The sequence below is a fragment of the Paenibacillus sp. FSL M8-0334 genome (assembly GCF_038000405.1).
GTDB classification, from domain to species: Bacteria; Bacillota; Bacilli; order Paenibacillales; family Paenibacillaceae; genus Paenibacillus_AQ; species Paenibacillus_AQ campinasensis.
The window spans coordinates 1877154-1904150 of sequence record NZ_JBBOCH010000002.1; the positions used below are offsets into that span (position 1 = coordinate 1877154).

At 42.5% G+C, this 26997-nt stretch carries 24 protein-coding genes; 18 read left to right on the forward strand and 6 right to left on the reverse strand.

Features of this window, described 5'->3' with window-relative positions:
- The first annotated feature begins 22 nt into the window (after positions 1–22).
- From MKX64_RS22620 to MKX64_RS22650, 7 genes are all read left to right on the forward strand, one after another.
- A complete protein-coding gene (locus MKX64_RS22620) occupies positions 23–406 on the forward strand; it encodes a hypothetical protein (RefSeq protein WP_212943043.1) in 384 nt (127 codons plus the stop codon).
- Between the two features lie 27 nt (positions 407–433).
- Positions 434–1564, forward strand: a complete 1131-nt coding sequence (locus tag MKX64_RS22625) for an NADH:flavin oxidoreductase (RefSeq protein WP_341037503.1) — start codon at positions 434–436, stop codon at positions 1562–1564.
- Positions 1565–2232: 668 nt separating this feature from the next.
- A complete protein-coding gene (locus MKX64_RS22630) occupies positions 2233–2628 on the forward strand; it encodes a helix-turn-helix domain-containing protein (RefSeq protein WP_341037505.1) in 396 nt (131 codons plus the stop codon).
- Entirely contained in the window at positions 2565–3236 is a 672-nt protein-coding gene (locus tag MKX64_RS22635) for an ImmA/IrrE family metallo-endopeptidase (RefSeq protein ID WP_341037507.1), read from the forward strand. The genes MKX64_RS22630 and MKX64_RS22635 overlap by 64 nt, the downstream gene beginning before the upstream one ends.
- 855 nt (positions 3237–4091) lie before the next feature.
- On the forward strand, positions 4092–5048 hold the full coding sequence (locus MKX64_RS22640; RefSeq protein WP_341037509.1) for a hypothetical protein: 957 nt from the start codon (positions 4092–4094) through the stop codon (positions 5046–5048).
- 49 nt (positions 5049–5097) lie between these two features.
- Positions 5098–6537 carry a hypothetical protein gene (locus tag MKX64_RS22645; RefSeq protein ID WP_341037511.1) on the forward strand — a complete coding sequence of 480 codons (1440 nt, stop codon included), beginning with the start codon at positions 5098–5100 and terminating at the stop codon, positions 6535–6537.
- A gap of 64 nt (positions 6538–6601) precedes the next feature.
- On the forward strand, positions 6602–7822 hold the full coding sequence (locus MKX64_RS22650; protein WP_341037513.1) for an IS256 family transposase: 1221 nt from the start codon (positions 6602–6604) through the stop codon (positions 7820–7822).
- Positions 7823–7997: 175 nt separating this feature from the next.
- Here the strand turns inward: MKX64_RS22650 and MKX64_RS22655 are convergent, their stop codons facing one another.
- Positions 7998–8642: a DUF421 domain-containing protein gene (locus tag MKX64_RS22655; protein ID WP_341037514.1), complete on the reverse strand. Its 645-nt coding sequence runs from the start codon at positions 8640–8642 to the stop codon at positions 7998–8000.
- A gap of 353 nt (positions 8643–8995) precedes the next feature.
- Here MKX64_RS22655 and MKX64_RS22660 point away from each other — a divergent pair, with 353 nt between their 5' ends.
- The gene (locus MKX64_RS22660; RefSeq protein ID WP_155618734.1) at positions 8996–9571 is read left to right on the forward strand and encodes a cupin domain-containing protein; all 576 of its coding nucleotides are present in this window, start codon (positions 8996–8998) and stop codon (positions 9569–9571) included.
- Between the two features lie 198 nt (positions 9572–9769).
- Here MKX64_RS22660 and MKX64_RS22665 read toward each other — a convergent pair whose 3' ends face one another.
- Positions 9770–10735 (reverse strand): tyrosine-type recombinase/integrase, encoded by a 966-nt coding sequence (locus MKX64_RS22665; protein ID WP_255222918.1) that lies wholly within the window; start codon positions 10733–10735, stop codon positions 9770–9772.
- A gap of 372 nt (positions 10736–11107) precedes the next feature.
- Here MKX64_RS22665 and MKX64_RS22670 point away from each other — a divergent pair, with 372 nt between their 5' ends.
- The 7 genes from MKX64_RS22670 (at position 11108) to MKX64_RS22700 (ending at position 19646) form a co-directional block, all read left to right on the forward strand.
- Complete coding sequence (locus MKX64_RS22670; RefSeq protein WP_095397135.1) at positions 11108–11446, forward strand: MmcQ/YjbR family DNA-binding protein; 339 nt, start codon at positions 11108–11110, stop codon at positions 11444–11446.
- Between the two features lie 277 nt (positions 11447–11723).
- Positions 11724–12233, forward strand: coding sequence for a DinB family protein (locus MKX64_RS22675; RefSeq protein ID WP_155618691.1), 510 nt, complete (start codon positions 11724–11726; stop codon positions 12231–12233).
- A gap of 215 nt (positions 12234–12448) precedes the next feature.
- Positions 12449–12805: a GNAT family N-acetyltransferase gene (locus MKX64_RS22680; protein WP_095397133.1), complete on the forward strand. Its 357-nt coding sequence runs from the start codon at positions 12449–12451 to the stop codon at positions 12803–12805.
- A 426-nt stretch (positions 12806–13231) separates the two neighbouring features.
- The gene (locus MKX64_RS22685; protein ID WP_155618690.1) at positions 13232–15058 is read left to right on the forward strand and encodes a UbiD family decarboxylase; all 1827 of its coding nucleotides are present in this window, start codon (positions 13232–13234) and stop codon (positions 15056–15058) included.
- A 574-nt stretch (positions 15059–15632) separates the two neighbouring features.
- The gene (locus MKX64_RS22690; RefSeq protein ID WP_095397131.1) at positions 15633–16433 is read left to right on the forward strand and encodes a hypothetical protein; all 801 of its coding nucleotides are present in this window, start codon (positions 15633–15635) and stop codon (positions 16431–16433) included.
- A 697-nt stretch (positions 16434–17130) separates the two neighbouring features.
- Positions 17131–17604 carry a hypothetical protein gene (locus MKX64_RS22695; protein WP_095397129.1) on the forward strand — a complete coding sequence of 158 codons (474 nt, stop codon included), beginning with the start codon at positions 17131–17133 and terminating at the stop codon, positions 17602–17604.
- Between the two features lie 1259 nt (positions 17605–18863).
- Complete coding sequence (locus tag MKX64_RS22700) at positions 18864–19646, forward strand: phosphotransferase family protein (RefSeq protein ID WP_095397125.1); 783 nt, start codon at positions 18864–18866, stop codon at positions 19644–19646.
- Here the strand turns inward: MKX64_RS22700 and MKX64_RS22705 are convergent.
- On the reverse strand, positions 19643–20044 hold the full coding sequence (locus tag MKX64_RS22705; RefSeq protein ID WP_095266438.1) for a tautomerase family protein: 402 nt from the start codon (positions 20042–20044) through the stop codon (positions 19643–19645). The genes MKX64_RS22700 and MKX64_RS22705 overlap by 4 nt on opposite strands.
- 877 nt (positions 20045–20921) lie before the next feature.
- Here MKX64_RS22705 and MKX64_RS22710 point away from each other — a divergent pair.
- On the forward strand, positions 20922–21377 hold the full coding sequence (locus tag MKX64_RS22710) for a DinB family protein (RefSeq protein ID WP_095266445.1): 456 nt from the start codon (positions 20922–20924) through the stop codon (positions 21375–21377).
- A gap of 70 nt (positions 21378–21447) precedes the next feature.
- Positions 21448–21795 (forward strand): MmcQ/YjbR family DNA-binding protein, encoded by a 348-nt coding sequence (locus tag MKX64_RS22715; RefSeq protein WP_095266440.1) that lies wholly within the window; start codon positions 21448–21450, stop codon positions 21793–21795.
- A gap of 359 nt (positions 21796–22154) precedes the next feature.
- Here the strand turns inward: MKX64_RS22715 and MKX64_RS22720 are convergent, their stop codons facing one another.
- Complete coding sequence (locus MKX64_RS22720; protein WP_095266441.1) at positions 22155–22982, reverse strand: HAD-IIB family hydrolase; 828 nt, start codon at positions 22980–22982, stop codon at positions 22155–22157.
- 97 nt (positions 22983–23079) lie between these two features.
- Between MKX64_RS22720 and MKX64_RS22725 the strand changes: the two genes are divergently transcribed.
- Complete coding sequence (locus MKX64_RS22725; protein ID WP_244908233.1) at positions 23080–24051, forward strand: LacI family DNA-binding transcriptional regulator; 972 nt, start codon at positions 23080–23082, stop codon at positions 24049–24051.
- A gap of 167 nt (positions 24052–24218) precedes the next feature.
- On the opposite strand, the gene MKX64_RS22730 is transcribed toward MKX64_RS22725, so the two are convergent.
- Positions 24219–25832 (reverse strand): ABC transporter permease, encoded by a 1614-nt coding sequence (locus MKX64_RS22730; protein ID WP_341037518.1) that lies wholly within the window; start codon positions 25830–25832, stop codon positions 24219–24221.
- Between the two features lie 23 nt (positions 25833–25855).
- A complete protein-coding gene (locus tag MKX64_RS22735) occupies positions 25856–26737 on the reverse strand; it encodes an ABC transporter ATP-binding protein (protein WP_341037520.1) in 882 nt (293 codons plus the stop codon).
- Positions 26738–26997: the final 260 nt, after the last annotated feature.

Consider the following 26997-nt stretch of genomic DNA (forward strand, 5'->3'; position numbering starts at 1 on the left):
TAATACTCAAGGAGTGAATCGAATGAAGAAGAAATCTATAACCGTTATTCGTATTTTATTTGGATTGATGTTATTGGCATTTGGAATTATTGGATTGCTAAATCTCGCGCCAGAGTCACATTATGCAGAACCAGCAACTAACTTTATGGATGCGCTGATCAAGACCGGTTATATCATGGTGGTCGTACTTATAATGAAATTGCTAGTGGGAACAAGCTTACTGATCAATCGCTTCGTTCCACTTGCTTTAGTTCTGTTTATGCCCATCTCCGTGAATATGTTTTTATTTCATTTATTCCTGGACACTGCTTCCATTTTCCCTGCATTGGTTATCGTTTGCCTGAATGGCTATCTTCTTTTTGCTTATCTGGAGAAATATAAACCGTTTTTGGGAGCAAAAATTTAATTCATTTCTTTTAGGAGGACTGTTATTGTGGAAAATAATAAAGAAATTCAACCCGCTGGTTCTGTGGAGTCATTATTTCAACCCTTCAGGTTCGGTAATGTAACGCTATCAAATCGAATCGTAATGGCTCCGATGACTCGTAGTTTTTCTCCGGGAGGTATTCCCGGACAGAATGTAGCAGATTATTATCGGCGTCGAGCTGAAAATGATGTCGGGTTAATTGTGACAGAAGGCACTTTTATCAATCATCCAGCTGCTGGAAACGATCCTAATGTTCCTAATATTCATGATGAAGACGCGCTTAACGGGTGGACAAAAGTAGTCGATGAGGTTCACGGGGCAGGTGGTCGAATCATTTTGCAACTCTGGCATGTTGGCATGCAGCGTAATGTAGGAGATCAACCGAATCCACACGTGCCGCCGATTGGACCTTCAGGGCTTGCCGTATCTGGTGTGAAAGTAACGGGACCGATGACAAAATCAGAGATTCATACCGTGATTGAAGCTTATGCACAAGCTGCTTTCAACGCAAAGAGACTAGGGTTTGATGGAATTGAAATACATGGAGGACATGGCTATTTAATTGATCAATTTTTTTGGAAAAAGACGAATCAGCGTACAGATGATTATGGGGGTAACCTCGTTGATCGTACTCGTTTTGCAGTAGAGGTGATTGAGGCTTGTCGACGTGCAGTAGGAACCGATTTTCCTATCTCGTTTCGTTTGTCCCAATGGAAGCAAGGAGATTATACAGCAAAATTAGTAGAAACTCCTGAGCAGCTTGCAGATTTTTTAACCCCATTAGTAAAAGCGGGTGTCGATTTCTTTCATTGCTCTGCTCGTCGATTTTGGGAACCTGAATTTGAGCACTCTTCTCTAACTCTAGCAGGCTGGGTCAAGAAACTATCGGGAAAACCAACCATTACAGTTGGCTCAATAGGCCTGGATCAAGACCTTATTAGTTCATTATTCCAAGGAAAAGAGACAAAAAACACCAATATCCAAAATCTAATTACGAGACTGGAAAAAGGAGAATTTGACCTGGTTGCAGTGGGTCGTGCTCTGTTGGCTGATCCTGCGTGGCCTGTCAAAATGCGAGACAAACGTATGAATGAAATTTTGCCCTTTTCAAGAGAAGTTCTAAAAACATTGGTTTAGTTATAACTGCCGCTGGCATAGCGGTAGATGTCATCAATCACGCCGTCCGAGAAGATGGCTTGCTCGCACCCTGCATAGGCCAGATGCCGTTCACGTAGTCCCCGGTCTGTGCCCGGAGCGGGACGCATGGGACATATGAAAAAATGCCCAGGGCGACAACATTTGTGTGCCTTGGGCTGAGGCTACAAGAACATGCTCCGATTACCGATTAGATAAATATCTAACTGAATTTTAAGCTAGTTCATTAAGCTCCCTCAGTACGATTTATTTTTCTCACGAATGCTCCTTATTCGCAGGAATTCACCCTTGCCGAAAATCAGAAGTATAGATAAGGAAAGCTAGTTGGAGACCAGGACAACATGAAGGCGTGAGGAAATAGAGGGGAGGGTTACAGAATCCATATCCTTCCATATGCTGCACGCATTCTCCACGCCGTCTCTGGAGGTTCTCACTCCCATGTCTCAACGGGTCATTGCCCTCTCGTTCCTTCGTTACGCCTGTCCAAGGGATGGAGGCCGGTCTTGCTAAATGTACGGGTCGGTGCCCTTTAGTTTGATGTATCCGGTACTCCGTGCTTCTTTGAAATCCTGCGAATAAGCCAAAATACGTACGACGAAATGAACGCATCTTTAATCCAAAACGATTACGAGAGGCAAGAATGGCGGGAAATGAGCATTTCGGAGCTGGCCGGCCGAATTGGTGTTAGCAAACAGGCGATCTCGCAATTTGAGCTTGGCGAGAGCGTTCCAAAGGCTGAGAACATGATGGCCCTTATTCACGAACTTCGTTTTCCGAAAAGTTTTTTTTACGGGGAAAGTGAACATTACGTGGGGAATACCTTTTTCAGAGCCAACGCTACCGCTTCTAAAAAAAGTAGAGAAATGCAATTAAACAAGTCTTATCTAGCGGGGTACATATTTGACTACTTAAGAAATTATATCGACTTCCCCGCGCTTAACTTGCCTACATCAAGGAATTCGACAATTGCGATTGGGATACGTTGTCAATCGAAAAATTGGCAAAAGCGACCAGGGAATATTGGGGCTTGGGAGATAAACCTATAACTAATATAGTCAACTTACTTGAACGGAACGGTATTATGGTTTTTTCTATTCATATGAGCAGCGAAAAAATTGACGCTTTCTGCCAACATAGAAAAGGAAGACCGTTTATTTTTTTGGGTAATGATAAGCAGTCAGCAGTTCGACGTCAATTGGACGGAGCTCATGAATTAGGTCATCGTTTAATGCATGAAGATGTTAATAATGACCTTCTTTCTAGAGATGAATTTAAAAGAATTGAAGAACAGGCGAACCGTTTTGCTTCAGCCTTTTTGTTGCCAGCCGAGGCGTTTGCTCAAACTGTTACTTCTACATCGTTGTTACACTTCGTCGAGTTAAAAAAATATTGGAAAGCATCCATTGCTGCAATGATATATCGGTGCAAAGATCTGGGGTTAATTACGGAAAGCAAGTACATGTCATTATTTAAACAAATGTCTATGAAACGGATGCGTATAAAAGAGCCACTAGACGATGCAATCCCGGTGCCGGAACCTGTTGTTTTGAGAAAAAGCATTCAAATGTTAATCGAAAATAATGTGAAGAACGAGCTTCAAATTATCCATGAGAGTGGCGTTCCGCAAGAATATATTGATGTTGTGCAATCTTGACTCAGGGGCACTAAATGTCAGAGACCCGGAAGCGACCGTAAATTTAAATTATCGAGCTCAAACACAGGATAAAAGGGCGACACATTCTGATTTGTAAAGAAAAGTATTGTTATTGGTATGGCAAAGTAACCACATTACCGTAACATGTCCCCCGAAATGCTTATTTCATAAAATGACGGTTTTGGACTTGTCGGCAGCTGTAGGGTTCGGATTGCTTCTCACCGTATAACAACGAAATGAGCTCTTAAGAATGCATATCCTTGGAGCTATAATTAATTTTGGAGATGTTCGGGTATAATCCTGAAAAGCTAGATAAGGAAACGGTTGAATAATTCAAGTTATTGCAGAGCTAGTTAAACTTAATGGATGTTAACGTGACGATTAACCTTTCAGGGCTTCAGAGGATATTCCAGAGGCCTCTTTTTGTGTGGTGCAAATACATAGGGTAACTTGTCGGAAGAACGCTGGGAATGATCATTTGCTTTATCATGAATTACATCTACGACCGAGTTAGTATATCCCCCAAGTATGGTCGTTTTGCTCAGCTTTTTCAGCACAAAAAGTGTCTCATTCGTTGCACTCCCCTTCTTGATTCAGGAAATAACATCGTATTAAGCGTAGGAACTCCTTATAATACTTATTAAACCCTTGTGCAGCAAAACTCTGCCCTTTTTACTTCTCCTTTTTCACGCGTCACGCATATCATTGTTTTTATCAGCCAGGATATACTCAGGTTACAGTTGCAGTTTGATTTTACTCGAGCTTCTACAGAATTATTGAAGGAACGTGCCCGGTTTTGTAGAACTGATATCTAAGTGTTACCTGAATGTTATAGTAAAAAAGGGGGCTTACTAGATGGGAACAAAGATGCCCAAGGCTTATTATAAAACGAAAGATACAATAGTTAGCATTGATAATGCTGATAAGGAAATGAACGATTTCTTGTTTTGCGAAACCCAGGATTGCCGTGTTCCAGTAATCTATGTAGATGCATATAAGAAAAAGTATGTCGATAAAACGGTCTTGGTAGCTCCTTACTTTCGTCTTGCTTCAAATGATAAACCGCATTTGAATGAATGCAAATACAATACGTTAGGCCAAGTTAAGCTCATTGCGAGGGACTCAGATGATAACATTCTTCGTGCTGTTGAAGAGGGCAGCTATAGCTTTCGACTCAACATCATTGATGAGTCACTCAGAACGTTAATTCAATTAGTCAAAGATAAATCTGAATCTGAAAAGTCCGACCCTCGGATTTCAAAACCTTCAGCAAAAGTCTATACCAACCAGGGGAAGTTGAATTCCTATCTTTCGACCATGCAGAAAATTATGCAACTCCGTTCGCTAACAGAAACGAATGATGAACTCAGAGAATTTATAACCTTGCAATATGGTAAGCAGACGATTCGATGGAGTCGATTTTATTACACTTCCGATGATTTCAAGACATGTTATACCTATATAAAAAGGAATAAGGTTACCCACCCACTGTGCCTAGAAGGAACCATAAAAGAAATTGAACCACCGAATGAGAAATTTAAGTTTCACGTCATCAAACTTCGGTTCCCCTGGGCAGACCCTGATGAAAATGGAATCCTTAATTTGATTGCTGTAGAATTGGTCATACAAAATGATAAAATACTCAACTATATTCAGTCTAATTCAAATCTTAACCATGTGGCTGTCTATTCGAAATTTCGGGTAAACGAGTCGAAGGTATACATCAAGCAAGATCAGGAAGGAACAAGGAGAATGAGATTTCTAAATATAAAGGGAAATCTATACCATCCCAAACAAATTATTTTCTTTTAATAGAGTTCTTATTTCTTGTAGTTTACTGATAATGAAAGGAGAAAGGAAGATGCTTCCCGTAGAACAGTATATCGCAAAAATGAAGAAGAAAGATAAACTCAATGAGTTTAATTTTCAAAACCACGCTGAGAATATGACAACCGTAATTAAGTATGTGATGGATTATTTTAATACGTATCTTGACCCTGAAGCCTTTGATTATGAGAGGATTAAAATTGAACAGTCTGCACTGAAAATTGAACAGGAGATCGGTAGTGGTTTTCCAAGAAGTAAAGACTTTATTATTGATTATTACAAAAGAACGAAAAGTCGAATCGATAAAACCTTCAGATCATGGTTAGATGAACTCAAATATGTGGATCTGTTTAATTGCAAAGAGGATTATGAAAACGCTGTAGATAAATTTTGCACCAGCCACAAAATGAAAGGGAAAGGGATCGAACAATACAAAGACAGACTTATTGTTCTAACCGAAGAAATTAGAGAGAATGACAACGAACAGCCTTCAATCTCTGGGTTCAAATATTTGGATAGCTCGTTGATTGCTTGGGTTAAACAGGTTTACCGCGTTTATAAAGTGAATTTATTCCAATTCGCTGAGAGTTATATTAGACCTTATTACGAAGAATATGTTGAACTCATTTACAATAGAGAGCAGGAGCAATTTTATTATATCAATCGGTACAATCACAGATATAATAATAATCCTTTTGACATTGATGAGATGTATGAAGACAATCGCCACAGACCATTTATTGATGGGCGAAAGGGCGAATTGGAAATGCTTATTATGTATGTGTGGATTTTTGAGGATGTTCACGATACCGATTATTGGCCAGAGTATGTGAATCTTTGTGTTTCTACAGGCAGAGTAAGTATCGTTGGGCCAATGAACATTTTGATTCCTGTCAAATCTAAAGACCTGGATTATCCAGAAGATATACAAAATTCCATATCGTTTTTTGTAACAACGACAGGGCTCATTAAAGAGCATCCAAAAGGTGCTTACATTCTAAGACTGCAATATGACAAAGATAATGATGTGTTCTGGAAGGACGCGGCGAAACTGAACCTAGTTATTCAAAATTTATGCGATACATTTGTAAAGCATGGTGCGCCGATTACGTTAGAACTACTACCTCCACTGCGTACACCAGAGTATAACGAGGAGGAGTTTTTTGCACAATATCGGATTTTGGAAAAAGCAATGAGAAAATATAAGGACATGAAATTAGTACTGGTAAATGGTCCCCAAAGACAGAGTTCCAAGCCCAAATACCTTATGCAAACCACTGAGGATATCATTAAGATAAGAGGTATTGTCAAAGAAATGAAGTTTAAATTGAAGTTTGCAATTGATATGTCGAAACTCATGAAAAACAAGAACTATCTAAGTCAATTTGAAAATGACTTTAATCAGCTTGCTGAAATGAGAAATGCAATTGTTGGTATCCATTTGTCAAAATTATCAGCTAAATCGAGTCTGTAAAATAGTTTGTGTAAACTCCCAAATCTATTAAAATGGAAAGTAATAGAAAGGTTGGGGAGAATACATGGGACTTTGGACGAAAGAGCAATTACGATCCTTCATTAAGGAGAACAAGCTGGTAACGGCACAAGACGCGCAGAACGCCCTGAAAGAACGGTTTGCTGAAACGCTTCAAGAGATGCTGGAAGCAGAACTCGATACGCATTTAGGCTACGAAAAGCATGAGGTCAAAGCCAAGATGACGTCAAATAGCCGAAATGGCAAGAGCAAGAAGTCGGTAGTCAGCGAATACGGAGAGCAGGAAATTACGGTTCCACGGGATCGACTCGGTGAGTTTGAGCCGGTTGTTGTGCAGAAGCACCAGAAGAATGTAACCGGCATCGAAGATCAAATCATCGCCCTGTACGCCAAAGGTGTCAGCACACGAGAGATTCAAGACCATCTGCAAAACCTGTATGGCATCGAAGTCTCGCCTACGCTCATTTCCAATGTGACCAACAAAATCGTACCTCTCATTAAGGAATGGCAGAATCGGCCGCTTCAAGGCGTGTACGCGGTCGTTTACATGGATGCGATTCACTTCAAAGTGAAGCAGGACGGGGCCATTGTAAACAAAGCGGCCTACATGGTGATCGGCATCGACCTGGACGGAAACAAGGATGTACTCGGCATGTGGATCGGGGAGAATGAATCCAGTAAGTTCTGGTTAAGTGTCCTAAATGACCTGCGAAATCGTGGTGTTCAAGACATTCTCATTATCTGTGTAGACAATCTGAATGGCTTCTCCGAAGCGATTGCGGCCTGCTATCCAAAGACCGAAATCCAAAAGTGTATCATCCACCAAATCCGTAATTCCACTCGCTACGTGTCGTACAAAGATCTGAAGAAAGTCACCGCTGACCTGAAGCCCATTTACAAGGCTGCAACAGAGGAAGGAGCGCTGCTTGAACTGGACCGCTTCGAGGAAGTCTGGGGCGCCAAGTATCCGCTCATTATCCGCTCATGGCGCAGCAACTGGGGGGAGCTGGCAACTTTTTTTAAGTACCCACCTGAGATCCGCAAACTCATCTACACCACAAATATGATTGAGAGTTACCACCGACAGCTTCGCAAGGTGACCAAGGGTAAGAGTATTTTCCCCACCGATGAGGCACTGCTGAAAATGCTCTATCTGGCCACGATGGATGTGACCCGGAAATGGACAGGCCGCGTCCAAAACTGGGGACAGATGCTGCTCCAGCTTTCGGTTTTCTTTCCGGATCGGGTCAGCAACTACTTACGTTAGAAACGCCAAATCCCCCCTCGGGGGGATTGCTTGAAATGGGTTTACACAAAAAGATTGACAGACCCATTACGTTGGATCTCAGGTAGCCATTAACGAAAGTTAACGCTTATTCTACATCAATTGGATGCTGAATTTTATCTTTATAATCATCCACATAAAGTTGACCATTGCTGCCTTATACGGCGTAGAATACTTCCTCTAACTTTTTGCCACGTACCTTCAGTTGGGACAAAAGCCAAGATTCGGGAATATGGTTGGCTTTTAAAGTGTCGTTTAAAAGTTGCCCGTCGATTACAAGCTCAATTGGGAACTGTTTGGCATTGCTACCTGCATTCAACTGTAGATCTTTTAATGTCACGAATTGCTGTTCCTTTTTCTTTTGAACAGATAGTTTACCGTTGATCTCAAGGAGAGCGTACTCCACATCTTCTATATTAAAAATCTCTTTCTGGCGAAGCTGTTCGTTCAAAGAATCCATTGTCATATTATTTTTTTTCATATTGTCTTCCAAAATTAACCCACCTTCAATGAGGACGGTGGGTGTTCCTTCTGTCCACATCTTAAATTTCCTGAATTTCAAGAGTAACTTTGATAAAATATAAGAAGTAATTGTAAAAACAGACAATGCTATTAACAAGTGGGTAACTTCTATTTTTTCGTTAAATGCAAAGTTGGCTGCTATAGCTCCCAATATGACTGCTGTTACGAAATCATGAAAGTTCATGTTGGAGAGGGTTTGTTTTCCTAGTGCTCTAGCTATTAGCATTAGGATTATGAATGCTGAAAAACTTCTAATCAAAATAATGAGATGGTCCTTCATGCAGAAACCTCCAAGTTCAATTAATCATTTTTAGTAAAAAGGTTACCCTCCAAACTTGTTTGATATACCAGTGTGGAGAATTTATTTATAATTTTTGGACAATGCTTCTGATCTCTTCATTCGAATACTTGGTCATACGTTTCACCTCCTTTATGAGGCGTTTCTCCTCCGGATTAATATCGCTGGATTCATCTTAATCATGCTACATACCAGCCGGGTAGTTGTTTTTCAGTGTTTAAGCAAGGTTATCCAAGCAAATGATCCACATAGAAAATCATTTTTGCCTAGGCAAGCTACGATTTCTAACATTAGGCATATGATGGAGTATTTCAGAATGGAGGAAATAAAAAATGATGCATGCTGTGCCTCAAGCATTCATGAACCCAACATATCCCTATTACCCTTGGCAACTATATCAGCCATATCGCTATCCTCATTATGTTACGGGTTTTCCACCGGTGCATCCGCCCTACTATGTCAATGAGCGGTTTAGCTCTTGGCATGGGACGGAAATAAAGGACTATGGAAAAGAACCGCTTGTCATCAACATCGAACAAGTAACGAAACAGAACAATACGTACCGTACTGCTTTATGGACGGGGGAGCATTTCCAGGTAACCGTGATGAGCATTCCCGTCGGAAGTGATATCGGGTTAGAAGTCCACCCTAATACGGATCAATTTATTCGAATTGAAGAGGGGCAGGGCCTGGTTCAGATGGGGGATTCTAGAAATAATCTGGATTACCAGACTGAAGCCTATAAGGATTATGCCATTATGATCCCTGCCGGAAAGTGGCACAATCTGACCAATACCGGAAATAAACCCTTGAAGGTATACGTCATCTACGCTCCGCCAGAGCATCCGTTCGGCACCGTCCATGCCACGAAAGCTGAAGCTATGGCATCCCATCATCAGCGAAGTTGGTAGCATCTATTGGTTTAGTGTATATGGTTTTGGTTTCAGAGGAGAACCGGCTACCGCAGAATGGTGGCTGGTTTCTTATTTATGTGCAGGTAATATAATCGAGAATAAAAGATTGTAGCAATTCATCGAAGCTTAATTGCTGCTTTACCACACTTGGATTCTCAATGCTTGCGAGTGTGTTTTGCCGACGCTTACCGCTCATTAAACATGCACCTCGCTTTCATTTACATGAAAGAAGGGGAGTTCCTCGGCAAGATGCTCGATCGGACTGTACTTCTCGTGCTGCATGTTCAAGTCACGCGCAAACAGCTCCACATACATTTCCGTCGTTTCGATCCGCTCATGACCTAGGATGCTTTTCAGCGTGAAAATGTCGCCGCCATTCATTATATATTTCTTGGCGAATGTATGCCGGAATGTATGGCAGGAGCATTGAATGCCTTGAATGTTGGCAGCGGCGCAATAACGGGAAATCATCATCCGGATGCCGCCTGTTTGGAAGGGTTCATTTTCCAGAGTGATCCAAAGGTACTGGTGCCCGAGCGCCCCGCGTTCTTGCATATAACGCTTCAAGGCGTTTATGGCGAGCCGTTGAATCGGGACAAGGCGGCTTTTTCGACCTTTGCCTTGTACAATCCGAAGGGAAGCTTCTTCCGTCAAGACATCCGAAGTTTGAAGCTTGGCCAATTCTTTCAAACGGATGCCGGTATCAAGCAGCGTCAACATCATCACGTAATTGCGCAGGCCAGTAAAGGTGGAGCGGTTCGGTAAGGCAAATAAGTGTTGCAGATGCTCGTCCGTAAAAGTATGAGCCGTAGCTGGTTGAAGCTTAAACGGCTTTAACCAGACTCCAATATCGGATGCTGCCAGTCCTTCTCCGCAGAGAAATTTGAAAAATTCCTTGTAGATGCACAGATTGCAATTCACTGTCCGGAGTGAGAGCCCTTCCTCCAGCATACTCGGTATGACGTAATGGGTCAGGAGCGCAGGGGCCAGGTCGGACCATTGCATTTTTTGTAAGGCCAGGTGCTGATGGAGCTTTTCCAGACCGTTGCGGTAACGACGAATGGTCGCGTTGGTTAAGTTTCGAGATTTGCAGTCTTGAAGAAAAAGCCGGACGGCATCGTGCCAGTCAGCACTTGGTGAGAAGTGATCATTCTTTTGCACTTCGCATATCCTCCCTAAGGAGTTATGCGAACCGAAATGGATATACGAAGTAGGGGAAAGGGATTCGTATAACTATTGGATATACGGTTTCGTATAACTTTCACGAAAAACCGGGTTATTTGCAGCAGGTTAGGGCTATTTAAGAATACCCCAAATACCTTGATACATAAGGGTTTATCGGCATTTCGGAGGGTGTGCGGCACCTCCTTCCGGTTCATATAACACCATATTCACGCATCGGCTCCTGAGGGAGCCTTGGCCTGCAGGAAGAAATTCGAAGAGGGATATCAGCAGACACATCCGATTTCGTCGGACGTCATGAATACACGAACGTTATGCGAAACCTCTGGAAAGATAAAGGGGAAGTTTTAGATGATGCAAATAGAAGAAATACGAGAAATTGCGCTATCTTTGCCTGGAACAGTAGAAGTGGAGCACTGGGGAAAACCTTCATTTAGAATCAATAATAAGATCTTTGTAGTCATACAAGATGATATGAGTACTATTACAATTAAAACGACGAAAGAAGAAAGGCATTTATATACAAGCATGAGTCCTGAAACATACAAGATTCCGGACTCATTTTCAAACTTAAATTACATGCACATTGATCTTAAATCAGCAAAAAACGAAGAAGTAATTAATCTAATTAGGAATGCATGGGGTATCGTTGCTCCCAAGAAATTAACAAAAGTGTACTTTGAGAGCTGATTCGACGAAGCCCGAGGCATCATATAACACTGCATTCACGCTGCAGGAAGCTGTTGCTTATCTTGGTCTGCCCGAGGATTTTCGAGGAAGAAGAAGCAGGCGGACAACCCTGCACTGGCTAAGTCCATCGGACCCGCTCGCTTCGCTCACTTAAGCCAGTGAGGATTCGTGAATGCCTGGAACGTTATCGGAAATCAGCAAAAAATATAAAATAATACATAGAATATGAAACTACCATAAATTAAGGTTATCAAAATCGCTAGTCGGGGGGTTGCCCATGGAAATTGCAAATGAAGTAATCGAAAGTATGTTGATTAAGTTTAACTCGGAGAGGAAATGGACTCTCCAAGCGATTGGACAATTGTCAGAGGATGATTTAACATGGGTGCCTAACTCTGAAAGTAATAGTATTACTAATATAGTTGCTCATATTCGAGGTTGTGTTCATTCTAGAATAGAAACAATCTTATATGATATTCCAGACACGAGGGACAGAGACAAGGAGTTTGAGCGTGGACTCCAATATTCTAAAGATCAAGTTTACAACATGACAAAAGAAGCATTTGATATTATCATTCTCTATCTCGAACACCTCAAATCAAACCCTGAATTGTTGTTATCACAACCGTTTATCAATCGTCCACCTCTCACATATAGCCAGGTAAATAATGAGACAACGGTTCTTAATCTTATGATAGCAATGATTAGAGAAATGCATTATCACACCGGGCAAATAATATATGCAGCAAAGATTAGAAGGGGAGAACTTGTTTGGAAATATGACTGATATTAAAGTACATGAATGTTTGTTCCGAATGTTTAAGCTTCGGGCCATTCGAGCCTTGGTCCGGCAGAAGTTAGAAGTGGAATCTGAGAAGTATTTGCCAGTAGCGTGGAAGGGGAAATCAGCCGGACACATCCGCACCGACTAAGCGCATCGCGCCCGGCGACTTCTTCGCCTTAAGTCCCACAAAAGAGCCCAAATAGACTCGGAGGATTAACATGTTCAATCACATGATATCTGAAAGCACAGAAGAAGAAAGCAAATATGTTAGAACTAAACTTATAGAGTTCAATGCTAGTCAACTTTCAGATGATATTAAGAATAGATATGAAGAGATTAATCTTAACATTAAAGACGCAGATAATCAGATCATTGGTGGAGTGCTTAGTGTTTTGTGTTGGAATTGGCTCGAAGTTGATATTTTATGGATCGATGAGACACAAAGGCATCTAGGGCATGGCTCAACATTGTTAATGGAAATAGAAAAAATCGCTAGGGAGAAAGAATGTACCTTTATTAAGCTGAATACCTTTAGTTTTCAAGCACCTGGTTTAAGGATGATCTTGGGGGCATAACAAGGAAGGCATTAACATCATATAACAATGCATTCACGAGGCGGGACAGCAGTTGAAGCTGCCTTAAGGTTCTCGGGTTCGTGAATAAAGTGATATTATAAACCATTAATAGCCAGGAGAACACGAATGAAAAGAATAATGATAATTGGATCGGAGGATCAGGGAAATCTACTTTTTCCAGTAAACTCTCTGAAGTCTTAGGATTACCTTTGTACCATTTAGATGGTTTACCGCCTCGCCCCCTTTTTAGAAATCTACAGTAGGCAGTGTTTTCTGATTTTTTTATGCTCACGGGAAAGGGCATAGTAGCCATAGAGAACCGGAAGGAAATACACAAAATTGCACCATGTTCATGTGCCCCCACTCCATAAAATATGAGATAATAGAACAAGAAAATATAGAGTGAAAAGAATGGGGTATTCATCGATGAGCTATCAATGGTTGGAGCAGTGTATAGATGACTTGGAAAAGCACGGGCACCTCGTGAGAATCCGCGATGAAGTGGATCCGCACCTCGAGATGGCAGCGATTCACTTGAAGGTGTACGAGGCTGGAGGACCTGCATTATTATTTGAAAAGGTAAAGGGATCCAAATATCGCGCGGTGTCCAATTTGTTCGGCACGATCGAACGCAGCAAATTTATTTTTCGCCATACATGGGAAACGACTCAAGCGGTTATCGGCGTTCGAAATGACCCGATGAAGGCATTAAAGAATCCGTTTAAATATGCGGGGACCGGGTTCGCCGCCAGAAGAGCGCTGCCTCTGAAGAGGAACGGGCTCCCCGAGGACTTTGAGGAAATATCGATCTCCGATCTGCCGCAGATCAAGCATTGGCCTGATGATGGCGGCGCCTTCATCACATTGCCTCAGGTATACAGCGAAGACCCGGACAAACCGGGAATTATGAACGCAAATTTGGGAATGTACCGGATTCAGATTAGCGGCAATGACTACGAGATGAATCGGGAGGTCGGCCTGCACTACCAGATTCATCGGGGGATTGGTATACATCAGGCAAAGGCCACGAGGAAAGGGCAGCCATTGAAGGTAAGCTGCTTTATTGGCGGTCCGCCAGCTCATACGCTGTCTGCCGTCATGCCGCTTCCTGAAGGCTTGAGTGAATTGACGTTTGCAGGACTGCTGGCCGGCCGTCATTTCCGCTACAGCTATGTGGACGGTTATTGCATTAGTCATGATGCGGATTTCGTGATTACTGGCGAAGTATATCCCCATGAGACGAAGCCGGAAGGGCCATTTGGGGATCATTTGGGCTATTACAGCTTAGTGCATGATTTTCCGGTCATGAGGGTTCACAAGGTATATGCCCGCAAGAACGCGATTTTCCCTTTCACGGTCGTCGGCCGCCCGCCTCAAGAGGATACGTCTTTTGGTGCGCTTATACATGAGCTGACGGGAGGGGCAATACAGCAGGAAATTCCGGGGGTTAGAGAGGTTCATGCTGTTGATGCAGCCGGTGTACATCCGCTGCTGTTTGCTATTGGCAGTGAACGGTACACTCCTTACCAGAAGGTCAAACAGCCTGCGGAAATTTTAACGATTGCTAATCGAATTTTGGGGACGAACCAGCTTAGCCTGGCCAAGTATTTATTCATAGCTGCACAGGAAGAGGAGCCGCTCGATACGCATGATGAGGCTGCGTTCTTCCGTTACATTCTGGAACGGATCGATTTGCGAAGAGACCTGCATTTTCAGACGAATACGACCATCGACACTTTGGATTATTCGGGTACCGGGTTAAATACCGGGAGCAAGGTAGTGTTTGCTGCAGCTGGAGATAAGAAAAGAGAGCTGTGTACTGAGGTTCCTGCGACTATCCAGGAGCTGCATTCTCTCGTCACCAATCCCCGTCTTGTATTGCCAGGAATCGTGGCAGTCCAAGCGGTACAGCCTTTCCTCGATTATCAGCAATGCGCGGACTTTATGAAGCAGCTGAGTGATGCGGTTATAGAGCAGGGAGGGCTTCCTGATTGCCCTATGATGGTTGTCTGTGATGACAGCACATTCACCAGTGCGTCTATTGCTAATTTTGTCTGGACCACCTTTACCCGCAGCAATCCGTCCCATGATTTGTACGGGGTCAATGAGTCGATTGAATTTAAGCATTGGGGCTGCGATAATGTCATCATTGACGCGAGAAGCAAGCCACACCATGCGCCTCCGCTCTTAGCTGATGCCGAGGTTGAGAGAAACATTGAACGATTTTTCAAAGCGGACGGGCCTTTGGGCTAGTCGCTCGTAATGCCTCTCCCTTGGCGAAAGTACGCAAGGGCGGAAAGACAAAGAACATAGGGCGCAAAACCACGGGGAAGCAAGGGCAAAACCTATAGCTTCAAGAGGAACTAAAGGAATACTATGAGGCAAATGATGATGAGCAAATAGAAGAGTTGGCAGATATAGTTGAAGTAATTTATGTTGCAGAAAAGAAGGGAATAAGTATAGATCAGTTTGAACAGATCCGGCTAGCTAAAAAGGAAGAGCGCTGAGGATTTGAACAGAAGCTTCTCGTGATAAGTGCAGAATAAAGGATAGACGGAGCACCGTGGTCGGTGCTCTTTTTATTAGTGGCTTTAGCCAGTTGGGCTCGCGAAGCGTGCGAAACAAAAAAACACCCGTTGGACGGGTGGTCCTGATTTGATCATTATATATCTAGAATAAGATTAAACCTTTTATTAGATTTAAAAGAAAAAAATAGAAACTTTTATCGTTTATTGTTGTTATTATATTTAGACCCTTAATTATAGACGAAAGGAGTACTTGATTATCAATGATGCAAGGGTAAATATGAAATAGAGGTTGGATTATATTGAAATTTAAGAAATCTGGAATTCTACTACTTGCTGTTACAACACTTTTTGCTTCAATTATACTTCCGAGCAGTGTCTCCGCTGAAGATAGCGTTTCTAGAAATGATGTAAACTTTCAAGGAGTTCATGTTTTAAAGACTGAACTTAACGAAGGAAAAATAGCTAACCAGAAGACAGGTTCAACAGATGCAAGCTTCTTTGCCGAAAATGATAAAGCAACTCCTTTTGCTGATGATATTGGATGCTACAGCCAACCGGATACACCTCAATTAACAGGTGACATTGGACTAGCATGTTCAAGATTTGGTGCGCCTGTTCAATTGTCTACAAACAAAATTACCATTGTTAATGGTGTTGCTTTAGAGTATACGATAAAGGACGGTCAGTTCGCCGTGTTTACGAGACCTGATTTGTACTATTATCAAGAACAAGCTACACAGAGTTGGTTTAATGCAGCCGTGGGAAAATTCACTCAAACATTTACTACTGGTTACGGTACTTATCTAACCTATAAAGTTGCCGGAAAAAATCCTTATATGGCTAAATTAATGGACAAGTTCAGAAATCAAAAACCATTCCCTTATGGAAATTGGGCTTTAGGAGCTGGGGCCTGGATGTTAGCTAATGAAGTACCACTTTGGGGAGATATTATAGCTGCTCCAGTTCCAGCTGCTGGAACCAAAGAAGTTATCGTCTATCTAAGTAAAACAGGAAAGGATAATACTTGGCATTATCGTACTCGTTTCACAATAAGCCCTTCAGGAAGCGTAACTTATAAAACATGGACAGTTGGGATATAAAGATTTAAAATGTAGTCAACGCTGATTCAGCATAATGGAGGTACAAGACATTGGCTGGTCTTAGTTTTCAAGATTTTTACTATATCGGTAGTTTTACAATGTTAAGTGTGTTTAGCGCTATGTTGATTGCTAATGTCTTAATTCAATTAAGTCAAAAAAAGTTTAATATTAAAAACGTATTGATTAATGCAGTTGGAATGACCGCAATCATATTTATTGTGCATGTCGTCATCGTTTTAATTAGATCAGTATAAACAAGATTTCAAAAAGGGGCTGTCTCAAAAGTTATCGTGGATGACTGAGGGACAGCTCCTTCCTGAATTTTTAAAACTAAAAACCGATATAATCTTAGGGGGGAATAGATTGTGAACTCACTAGATCAACAGGAGTGGGGAAAATGGAGTAATATCCGAAGCAAAGGTAAATGGGCATATATATTTCGTTGGGTAACCTACGGTATACTTTTTATCTCGCTAATCAGGGCAACTCTGTACATGACTAGTAGTAAGGAAATGGATCGTAGCGATATTGTTGCTTTTATAACAGTTGCTATCTTAATCGGAATAACTGTCGGATGGATTAGATGGTCAACCTTTGAGAGAAGATATAATAACCCAACCAGAACGAGCAAAGATATAGCAGAAGAATAGCAAGGGCGATTCAGCAAGATCGTATCAGAAATGAAAGGACATATGAAATGCAGAAGTTGCCCCGGGGTATAACTGGATTTGGCCGATCTGATTCGGAAGCTGCAGTTACAGAAAAAGAATTCAAACAGCTGTGCTATCAATTACTGATGGAACATGGATTCCAGACCTTTGAAATGGTAAGCACATATCATCATAACTACTATGTTGGGGAATTACGTGGGGATGAGCAATTCGTATATGTACTAATGAACAAACACTATCCATTCGTAGCGATGGCCACGAAGTACGAAGATGGAAATGTCGAATTTATAGCGGATAATCGGTTTAATGGTGTAGCGCATAGAGAACGTTTTTGGAATCACACCACATCGTTTAACCAATATGTTCTATTACGATTCAATGTCCTAGAAGCATTGCTGACGGATGATCTGACAAAGGAACTGGATAAGGACGAACTTAAGCAAATTGATTACTGGAAACCTGTTAAAATCAAGGATATTGTGTTTAATCATTGGGACTGATGGTAGGATCAAGAAGTTGCCCCTTTGAGCTACGGCGCAATAAGAACGCGGGATCAGAAGCACGTTTAGACGGCCTACTTCTGCGTATAACACGGTGCAGGCACGTTCGATTGAAGAAGGAACTATTCATCATATGTAGAATATTTTAGGTGATAGTTATAAGTTTTTATGATTATATGAATGGAGTGAGCGTCTAAAGAACATGGGAAGTTTAATACAATCATTCTCGATTGCGATCGCAGTGGGATATGGTTTAGTTTTCTTATCCAATATGGGCAGCGTGCAGAGAATAGTGGAAGACCTGCATTATAGCCTGGTTCTCATATTTTATGGGGTTGTCATTAATATATTGATCAACATATACACGCGAGTGGCTAATCGCACTGCATAGAGGAACGATTGGAAAACAGTCTTTGCAACGTTGTTAAGACTGTTTTCTTTCTGTAAGTCATTTCATAGGTTAGGGGATATCCCAGATACAGGAACTGTTGTAGAGATTCAGGAGGAAAGATGAGAACTATAATCTATCTGCTTATTACGCTATCTATTGTGTTCCTCATATTCATATTTGGAAACTCCATGACGACAAGGCCAGGTACGATTTCGGGTAACGGGAATCCGGCCATACTGCTGTTTGTGCCTTTGGTCGTTTTATTTATCGTCCTGATATCTCAATGGTTTAAAGTATTTCGTCATACGCATATTACGTTGAAAAATCTCATAATCATGTCCGTGCTTCTTATTGGTCATCAAGTGATCGGTGTGTATGTTCAAATCATCAGCTTTCGTAACTATCGAGATTTCTTGGCCGAAATATACGCGCAGCAGTATGGAACTGTCGATTGGGAGTATATTCATTCGATATCCTCGGGACTATCCATCCACATCAACAATCAGTATTTCAACGTTAATACCTATTTTTTATTTATAGGCCTTTCATTATTAGTATGGCTGTTAAGTCGGATCGTACACACCGCAGGAAGAAGATAGGGAGGAACTATATTTTGCCGCAGATCAAGAAGAGCTTATACGCATTAGCCGTTTTCATTGTTTTACTCATCATCATTCAAGTCTTTGTAAGCGGGATTGTGTTTTCGATTATTTCAGATGTTTATTTAAGGAGTCTCCTAACTCTTCTGATATCCATAGGCATTTCATTATATGTAACCAGAAGAATTGTAGCGAGAAAGACTCGCAAGAAATTATATTAGCCGGTGTCCGATAGATAGCTGAAAGGGCGACAAGCAGAGGAGAGAACAATGAACGTAACGGATATTCCTATCTATTTGCTAGATCAAATCGGATCGATTCATAAGATATCCTTGCCCCAGCAAGGACATACATCGCTCGTTATAAAAATTGAAACCCGTGAGCATCAATTCATTATTAAAAAAACGGAGCATGAACTGTATAATGAATGGTTGCTAGAGGAGTACAACGCATTACAAAGTATCTCGTCTGCCGGCATCCCCGTACCTAAGGTGCATGCTTTTCATGAACAAGGCAAGTCAAGATGGTTGCTCATGGATTATATCGAAGGCATTAGTTTAAGGCATTTTTTAGCTGGGAAGCCTGATCCTAAAGATAGAGAGCGCGTGATTGCTGAGTATGGACTTAGTTTAAAACAAATCCACGATACGAAGTGCCCCGCTAATCTGCACCGCCAGAGCGATATCTCTTGGTTAGACTCCATGTTTACACAAGCAGGCCATAACTTGAAGAATTATGAAGTGGCTGGAACGGAAGAGCTTCTAGTGCGGTTAAGGGATACACCCCTGCAACCGATAGAAAACACGTTCATTCATGGAGATTATCACACGAATAATGTGTTGATAAAGCACAATAAAGTTGTTGGCATCATCGATTGGCCAAGAGCGGCCTTTGGCGATCCACGATTTGATATCGCATTAGCTATTAGACCCAAGCAGGGTGTATTTGATCAAACAGGAGATAAAGACATATTCTTGGAGGCATATGACCGGTTGACGATCACCGAGGAAGAGTATTTGTTCTTCCAAGAGGGGCTGTATCAGTTCTTCTAATCCGCTTGGTTTTCAACATCAACTTTATAATTTAGTGATAACTCATCGCCCGGCAAACCTCTTATTCCCCAATGACTTCTAGGTGTCTCGAAAATAGTGACCTCAATATCATTAACATCAAACCCGAGCACCTGGACTCTCTTAAAAATCAAACGGATTAACTTCTTTTTCACTTCAGCCGATCTGCCTTCGAACATACTTATTTCAATGATGGTATACCTTTCTGATCGATCGTTAGGGAAGTAAATATCATCTTTATTCATAAAAATGAAACGTTGAAACCTTTTTTCTTCAGGTAATTGCAATGCGTCCATAAGACAAGAATGCAGGATCTCAGAAAATTGTTTCTGACATGGTTTTAAGGACTCATAGATTCCATAAATCTTTACTTGTGCCATTGAAGTTCACCTCTTCTATTAAAGGATCAGTAGCTTGGTGGTCATGTCCCAACATCGATCTACGAACTCCTAAAACATTCTTCACAATAGAGTATTTCGCGAAATTATGGAACTATCCTGCTACGCGGGAAAGAGAAAAACGAAAATGCCGGGCTTTGAATATTGATCATAACAACGGAACTGCGGTAAAATGACGTGAATAGGAAATAGGTGAAGATAGAGCAGGCAATATACCTGCAACAATACATAAGCTCCATTGGATACCTAACCATTAAAGATGAATGAACGTACAGAAGCAAACAAGTAATGAGGAAACACCGTAGAGGGAACAGAGGGACGTAGTGGTTATGCTGATGGTAATCTATGGTTTTTTCTTACTTATATGGTCTGTGATTGTTATTCTATATTATATGTGGACATCCTTATTCTGGTCGCTGATACTTCGTGCTCAGAAACTTGAAAATGAAGGGAAATTGTTCATTTCCCGATTCGTTTCTTTGCTCTCTGTAATCTTGAACATCTTCCTATTGAAAATCATTTGCGATTATACGGATACGCCGAGCTTATTCCACGTCACCAAAATCACTTCAGCTTGTTTTACGGCTGCACTTATCTATATCGTCGTGTTAGGCATTGCAACCATTCCTTTTATCAGAAAAGACGGAACCGACATGCTGAAGCAAGCTATATATGGGAAGAAGAAGAAAAAGAAATGGTAAACCATATCCGCGGCAGCCGGCCACAACAAGTTCGGCTGTTGTTTGATTAGGAAGTTCTCCCGTTTCTCCCCGTTAAGTTACACTAACAAGGAATTCACAGAATAATGGTTATCCAGTTGAATGATTATGATCATAATTGTGAACAGGAGGAGACCGAAGTGAAGACAATCCAATGCATGATGGAGCACATGTACTGGGCCGACGGACGGATATTGGAGGCGCTTGAGGAAAGTGGAACGAAGGACAAGGACCTTCTTAAGCTGGTTCGGCACGTCGCGGTGGCAGAACAAGTCTGGCTGTCCCGATTGCAGGGCAAGGGCAGCATGCAATATGTGTTGTGGGAGGAAGCCGCGAACCTGACGGAGATCCGGACGATGTTTGAGGATAATGCCAAGCAATATCGTGTCTATATGGAAGGGCTCAAGGAATCCGAGTTGGACGAGATGGTCGACTATACGAACCAGAGTGGGGTTCCATTCCAAACATCAGTTCGTGACATCCTGTTGCAGGTCCTCCTACACGGGCAATATCACCGGGGACAGATCAACCGGGCACTTCGGCTCGAATCAGCAGAGCCTGTTCAGATCGATTACATTACATTTGCGAGGCTCTAGCCTAGCTAGCGTTCTTTGGACGCGGAATACGGACTTGGTCGATAAGAACGGGAGGAAGGAGTAGATCGGCATGACAATCGAAGAATTCATCGAACACGGCTTGTCTTATCCAGGCTCGTATGAAGATCAACCTTTCGGAGAAGGCTGGACGGCCATACGCCATAAAGGGAACCAAAAGATTTTTGCCTTGATATTTAACCGAGATGGCCATCTTTGCGTCAACCTGAAATGTGATCCTGAACGATCCGATTTTCTTCGGCAGGCTTTTAAGGAAGTCCAGCCAGGATATCACATGAATAAAGAGCACTGGAATACCGTGATCCTGGATGGCGAGCTTCCGGAAGAGGATCTTCATGACATGGTAAGGCATAGTTATGAACTCACAAGGCCTAAACGCAAGTTCAAAGAAGATGCATAGATAACCCTAGAGCCTAACGTAACGCAGAATTACAGACAAACCTGATCCAAAATCAAGAATGAACTTATTGTCCAATGGGAAATGTTTTTTTATATGATCGTGTATATATTTTTTTGTAACCCATGCTGGGCGAACAAACCAATGATACTAGCTCGGAGATAAAGTCATTTGGCAATAAGCACCCCTTGTTCGATGACACAACATCAATAATTTAGCCCTGTCCCCATTCTTTAATCTTAGTAAAAATAACCTGAAGAAAACAAAGCAGCTGGATCAATAGCATTCAGCCGCTTTGTTTTTTGTCGCCAATAATAGCAATATCTGTATTGGATACTAGCTGATCAACGCAACCATTTGAGCTACTCGCCAAAGAAATTTCTGCATACATGCAATATTCCCTCGGCATAAGGATAAGGGGCGACGTTGTTGTGGTATGACTTGGCCTCTGCCGTTGCGTTTTGAAGAAGATACCCATGGGCAACCATCCGAAGCATCTCGATGTCATTTCCACTGTCACCAAAGGCCCATGTTTTGGAAGGAAGCACCTGGCAATAATCCATCAGAAATTGCACAGCCGCTTTCTTGCCAGTTCCTGTGGGGATAAAATCAACATCATATGCGTGCTCCGGATCACCCGCCTTGGGATTGCAAATATTGATATTAATGCCGATCCCGTGATTTGCGGCCAGGTGTCTGATGACGTTTAGATCGTATGGGGTTCTGGCTGCGGATACCGGATAATAATAGTAGTTCATTTTATATCCGGATTGACCAAATTGAGTCTGTTCGTGAAGGACGATGTTGTATGTTGATTTTAATTCGCTAATTAAATCTTCTACATCTCTTCGAGAGAATCCGGATGCTTTAATAATCTCTGTCCAGGATGGAACAGTGACCCAATGTCCGTCAGACTTAATCTCCCACATCTCTGTGCCCAGATTACTCGCGATAAAATGGGGGAGCTGCGTCATCCCGGCTATTTTCATTTTCGCTTGGATTTGCTGAACACTGCTTCCGGTGACCCAGGCTATCTTGACTTGATGATTTCTGGCAAGCAGCTGGAGGTATTGTTCCAATTCGTTAACCATGTTAAGTTGTTCAGGCAAACATTCATGCGGGTAATAGGTTTCGTCAAAATCAAAAAATATCAGGTATTCGGTTACAGTGGGGGTATAGATGACTTTCATGTGGGTCATTCCTCCTACAGTTTGTTAACGATATCATAGTTGCAGGGAACGTTCCCAGGTCAATACTTTAGATGAGGTGATCATATTGCCCACCATAATGGATATTTCACGGATAAGCGGTCTCTCCAAGTCAACGGTATCACGTGTATTAAACAACCATCCACATGTATCGGATGAGAGCAGACAAAAAGTACAGAACGCGATTAAGCAGCTGGGATATGTCCGCAATACGCAGGGTGTTCAGCTGCGACTACAGGCAAGCAATCATATCGGTGTGCTTATCCCGGATGTGGAGCATCCCTTTTTCAGTCAGCTTGTTAGTGCATTAAGTCGATCTTTAGGCTCAGAGGGGTATCAGCTGGTCATCTATCAGACCGAATTATCCCCCGCATATGAACGTGATGTGTATACCCGATTGTTACGTCGGGAAATGGATGCCGTCGTAATTGCCCATTCCCATTTCTCGGAGAGAGAAATTAAAGAATATATAGGTTCTTCCATTGGAATCATATGCAACGAAGCGATGGACGGAGAGTTTCTCGATGTCTTTCGATTGGATGAGGAAGATGCCATCTTTCAGGCGACAGCCTATTTGCTATCCAAGGGGCGCCGCCATTTATGTTTCTGTATGGATCACCTGACACCATTGCAGGAGCGAAGATGGAGAGGGTTTGAACTAGCCCATAAACAATTCGGACTTGCTTGTACGAAATCGCAATGTTATACGGGTCTGGTGACGATGGAGGATGGTTATGCCTTGGGAGAACAATTGTTGATTACTGATCATTTGCCGGATGGCATAATCACAGGCAGTGACTTTGTAGCTACTGGTTTACTGAAAGCAGCAAAGCAAAAGGGGATATCCGTACCGCAAGATCTGTCCGTCATCGGATGTGATAACCATCCTGTAGGATTGATGACGAATCCGGAACTGACCACATTAACCCATTGCATTTCCGATATGGTGAAGGATCTGACAGAATGTCTCATCCGGAGATTGAAGGGAATGCAGTCCGCTCCTATAGTGAAAACCTACAAGGCCTCGCTGATTATACGTAATTCTGCTTAAAGAACGAATTCCTTCTCGGTCGTTCAGAAATGATACATATCTGTCGTAAGAAGCATGATTGATTTATGTTTTCGTGAAGATAAAACCAGATTCCTAGTTGTAGGAATCTGGTTTTTGGTATTTTCTACTCGAGGTTTTATCTTTCTTGTTGAGGTTTATTCTTCCTTCTATGCTCCTTCCACCATATCCCGTTTGCCATATCCCATATGGCCCATAACCATCAAGGCAACACTGATCACCGAGATTGTGATAAAGGTTATCGTATCAAACGGATCTACCGGCATCCGCGGTATCCAGCTCTGAATGGCTGTCTTCGCAAACCATTCCGGTAAATCCAAAATACCGCCAAAGTAGTTTAATGCAAAAGAATAGCCAAGATATGCATAAACGGCTTTCCCTAATCTTGGGGCCCAGCCTAAAGCCAAAGCGGCAAGTCCCGTAAAGAATAATACGGATGGCAGAAAGTTATAACCAGCCACGAGAAAATCCCACATATTCATGGACGAGCGGTCACCCATAGCAGAAATGGCCGTTCCGCCAAGAGCGCTAGACGCCAGCAAAATGCCCATGATTCCAGCAACGATGGCCATAATGACACTCGTCCAATAGAGCTGAGCTCGCGTCACCTTGGTAGCATAAAGCTGACTTAAATGCCGCCGCGTTTCTTCTGAGAACAGTTTGTTTACGATCGCAATCGGCAAAATGGAAACCAATCCAATCATGACCATCATAATAGTCCCGGTGAAGGATTCTTCGATGGAAGCGCCGGATATCGTGAACATTTGGCTCATGAGTTCATTGCTTTCGAGAAAAGTCTGCATATCACCATAAATCGATCCATAGGCTGCTCCCATGATGACGAAGGCAATCAGCCAGCCAATCATTACGCTTTTGTTCAGCCTGGTAAACAGGCCGGGTACGGACAGCAATGATTTTTTTGCCGATTCTCGCCCTTCACGTTCTGGCAAATAACCGGCCCCCATATCTCGCCCTCCTTCAAGCATAAAAGCGATGATCACGGCTATGAGGCTGAAGCCTACGGCCATCATTAGGGGGACCCAGTTGTTATCCGTAAATGGATAGGTCAGATAAGTCCACCCCATAGGGTTGAGCATGGAAAAATCAACGTTCGACACATCCGTTCCTGCACGGAAAATATATAGCAGGCCTACAATTCCGAGCGCTGAACCGGTTGCCCCGGTTGAAGTCGGCATCAATTGTGCCATAACCAAAGCGATCACGGCTCCCAAAATCCCGGCCATCCCGATGGATGCGCCAAATAAAAAGGAGCCTTCGGCCGAAATCGTATCTACGCCATAGCTGGTCATGACTCCACCAATAACGAGCGCTAATAGAATATTAATCATGACGACTTCGGCAATCACCGCAAGCGAATTGGCTTGACGACCTACTTGAAAAGAGCGTACAAGTTCAGTCAGCCCGAGATCTTCTTCTTTGCGGGTATGGCTTACCACATGCAACGCAGCGATGATCATTGCAAACAAACCGCAGAATAACAACATTTCATGCGCGTACATCGCGCCTAATGTATACGCTGCTCCGGTCTCGACCGGTGTCGGACCAACCATGGAAATCATGGCAGGATTTTGCATGGTTTCATACATTCCCTGCAACCCTTGCCCTTTGCCGATTTCTTCAAAAGCCGGAACAAATCCGGCAGAAAACAAGCCTAAACCTAAAACCCAGATGATGATTTTTTTCCAATCACGTTTCAGATATTGGGCGAGTAGTATATGCGCACGGGCGAATTTTTCTTGCATCTTCGTCTCCTCCGTTTCCGCTCTTAGACTTCATAGTGACGCATGAATAAGTCTTCCAGCGTAGGCGGCACGGACTCGAACTTCCTGACGCCCAATTTTGCTGCTTCGGCCAAAATATCGTTGATACATTCGTTATCCGCAGAGAATGTCGCTTGATTGCCGGATTGCTTAAAATCATGAACACCGTTCACGGATGCCATGAGAGCCACATTGCCTTCCGTGACCATCGTTACTTTAGAACGAGTTAAGTGACGCAGCTCATCCAATGTTCCGGTTTCAACCACTTTGCCTTGGCGAATGATCACCACTTTATCGGCCAGTCTTTCCACTTCGCTCAAAATATGGGAGGATAGTAAGATGGCTTTTCCTGCAAGCTTGATTTTTTCGACCTCGTCCTGGAAAACGGCTTCCATCAACGGATCAAGTCCGGAAGTTGGTTCATCGAAAATATACAGATCAGAGTCAACGGATAAAGCCGCGATCAGGCCAACCTTCTGCCGATTTCCTTTGGAATAGCCCTTGGCTTTCTTCTTAGGATCCAGTTCGAACCGTTTAATCAAATAGTCGCGTTTATTGGAGTCTCCGCCGCCATGTAATTTCATAAATAAATCGATGATTTCACCGCCTGTTAAGCTGCCCCAAAGCGCCACGTCCCCAGGAACATAAGAAATTCGTTTATGAATCTCAAGGCTGTCCTTCCACACATCCTTGCCAAAGATTTTGGCATCTCCCGCATCCCGATGGATGATCCCGAGGAGCGTACGAATCGTTGTGGATTTCCCCGCGCCGTTCGGCCCGATAAAGCCGACAACTTCGCCGGCATTTACCGTGAATGACACGTCATGCAGCGCTTTGAATTTCCCGAAGCTTTTTTGCAGGCCTTGTACTTCTACAATGTTTGTCATAGCACTAAAACTCCTTCTTAACCAGTTTTAGTAACGTGCTTTCCAGTTTGAAAACAAAGCTTTAACCTCGAAATTAGTGAACTTTATACCCTATAAACGTTCTTAATTATATAATATTCGCCTTGTTTTAAACCAAAGTTCATTTACAGTTTCAGTTATACACCCGAATTCCCGCATAGTCAATGTAAAAAAACATAAGTTTAGAACTCATATTTATTTTATAATTCATAAACTTGCTATATAATAAATAAGAAGGAGAA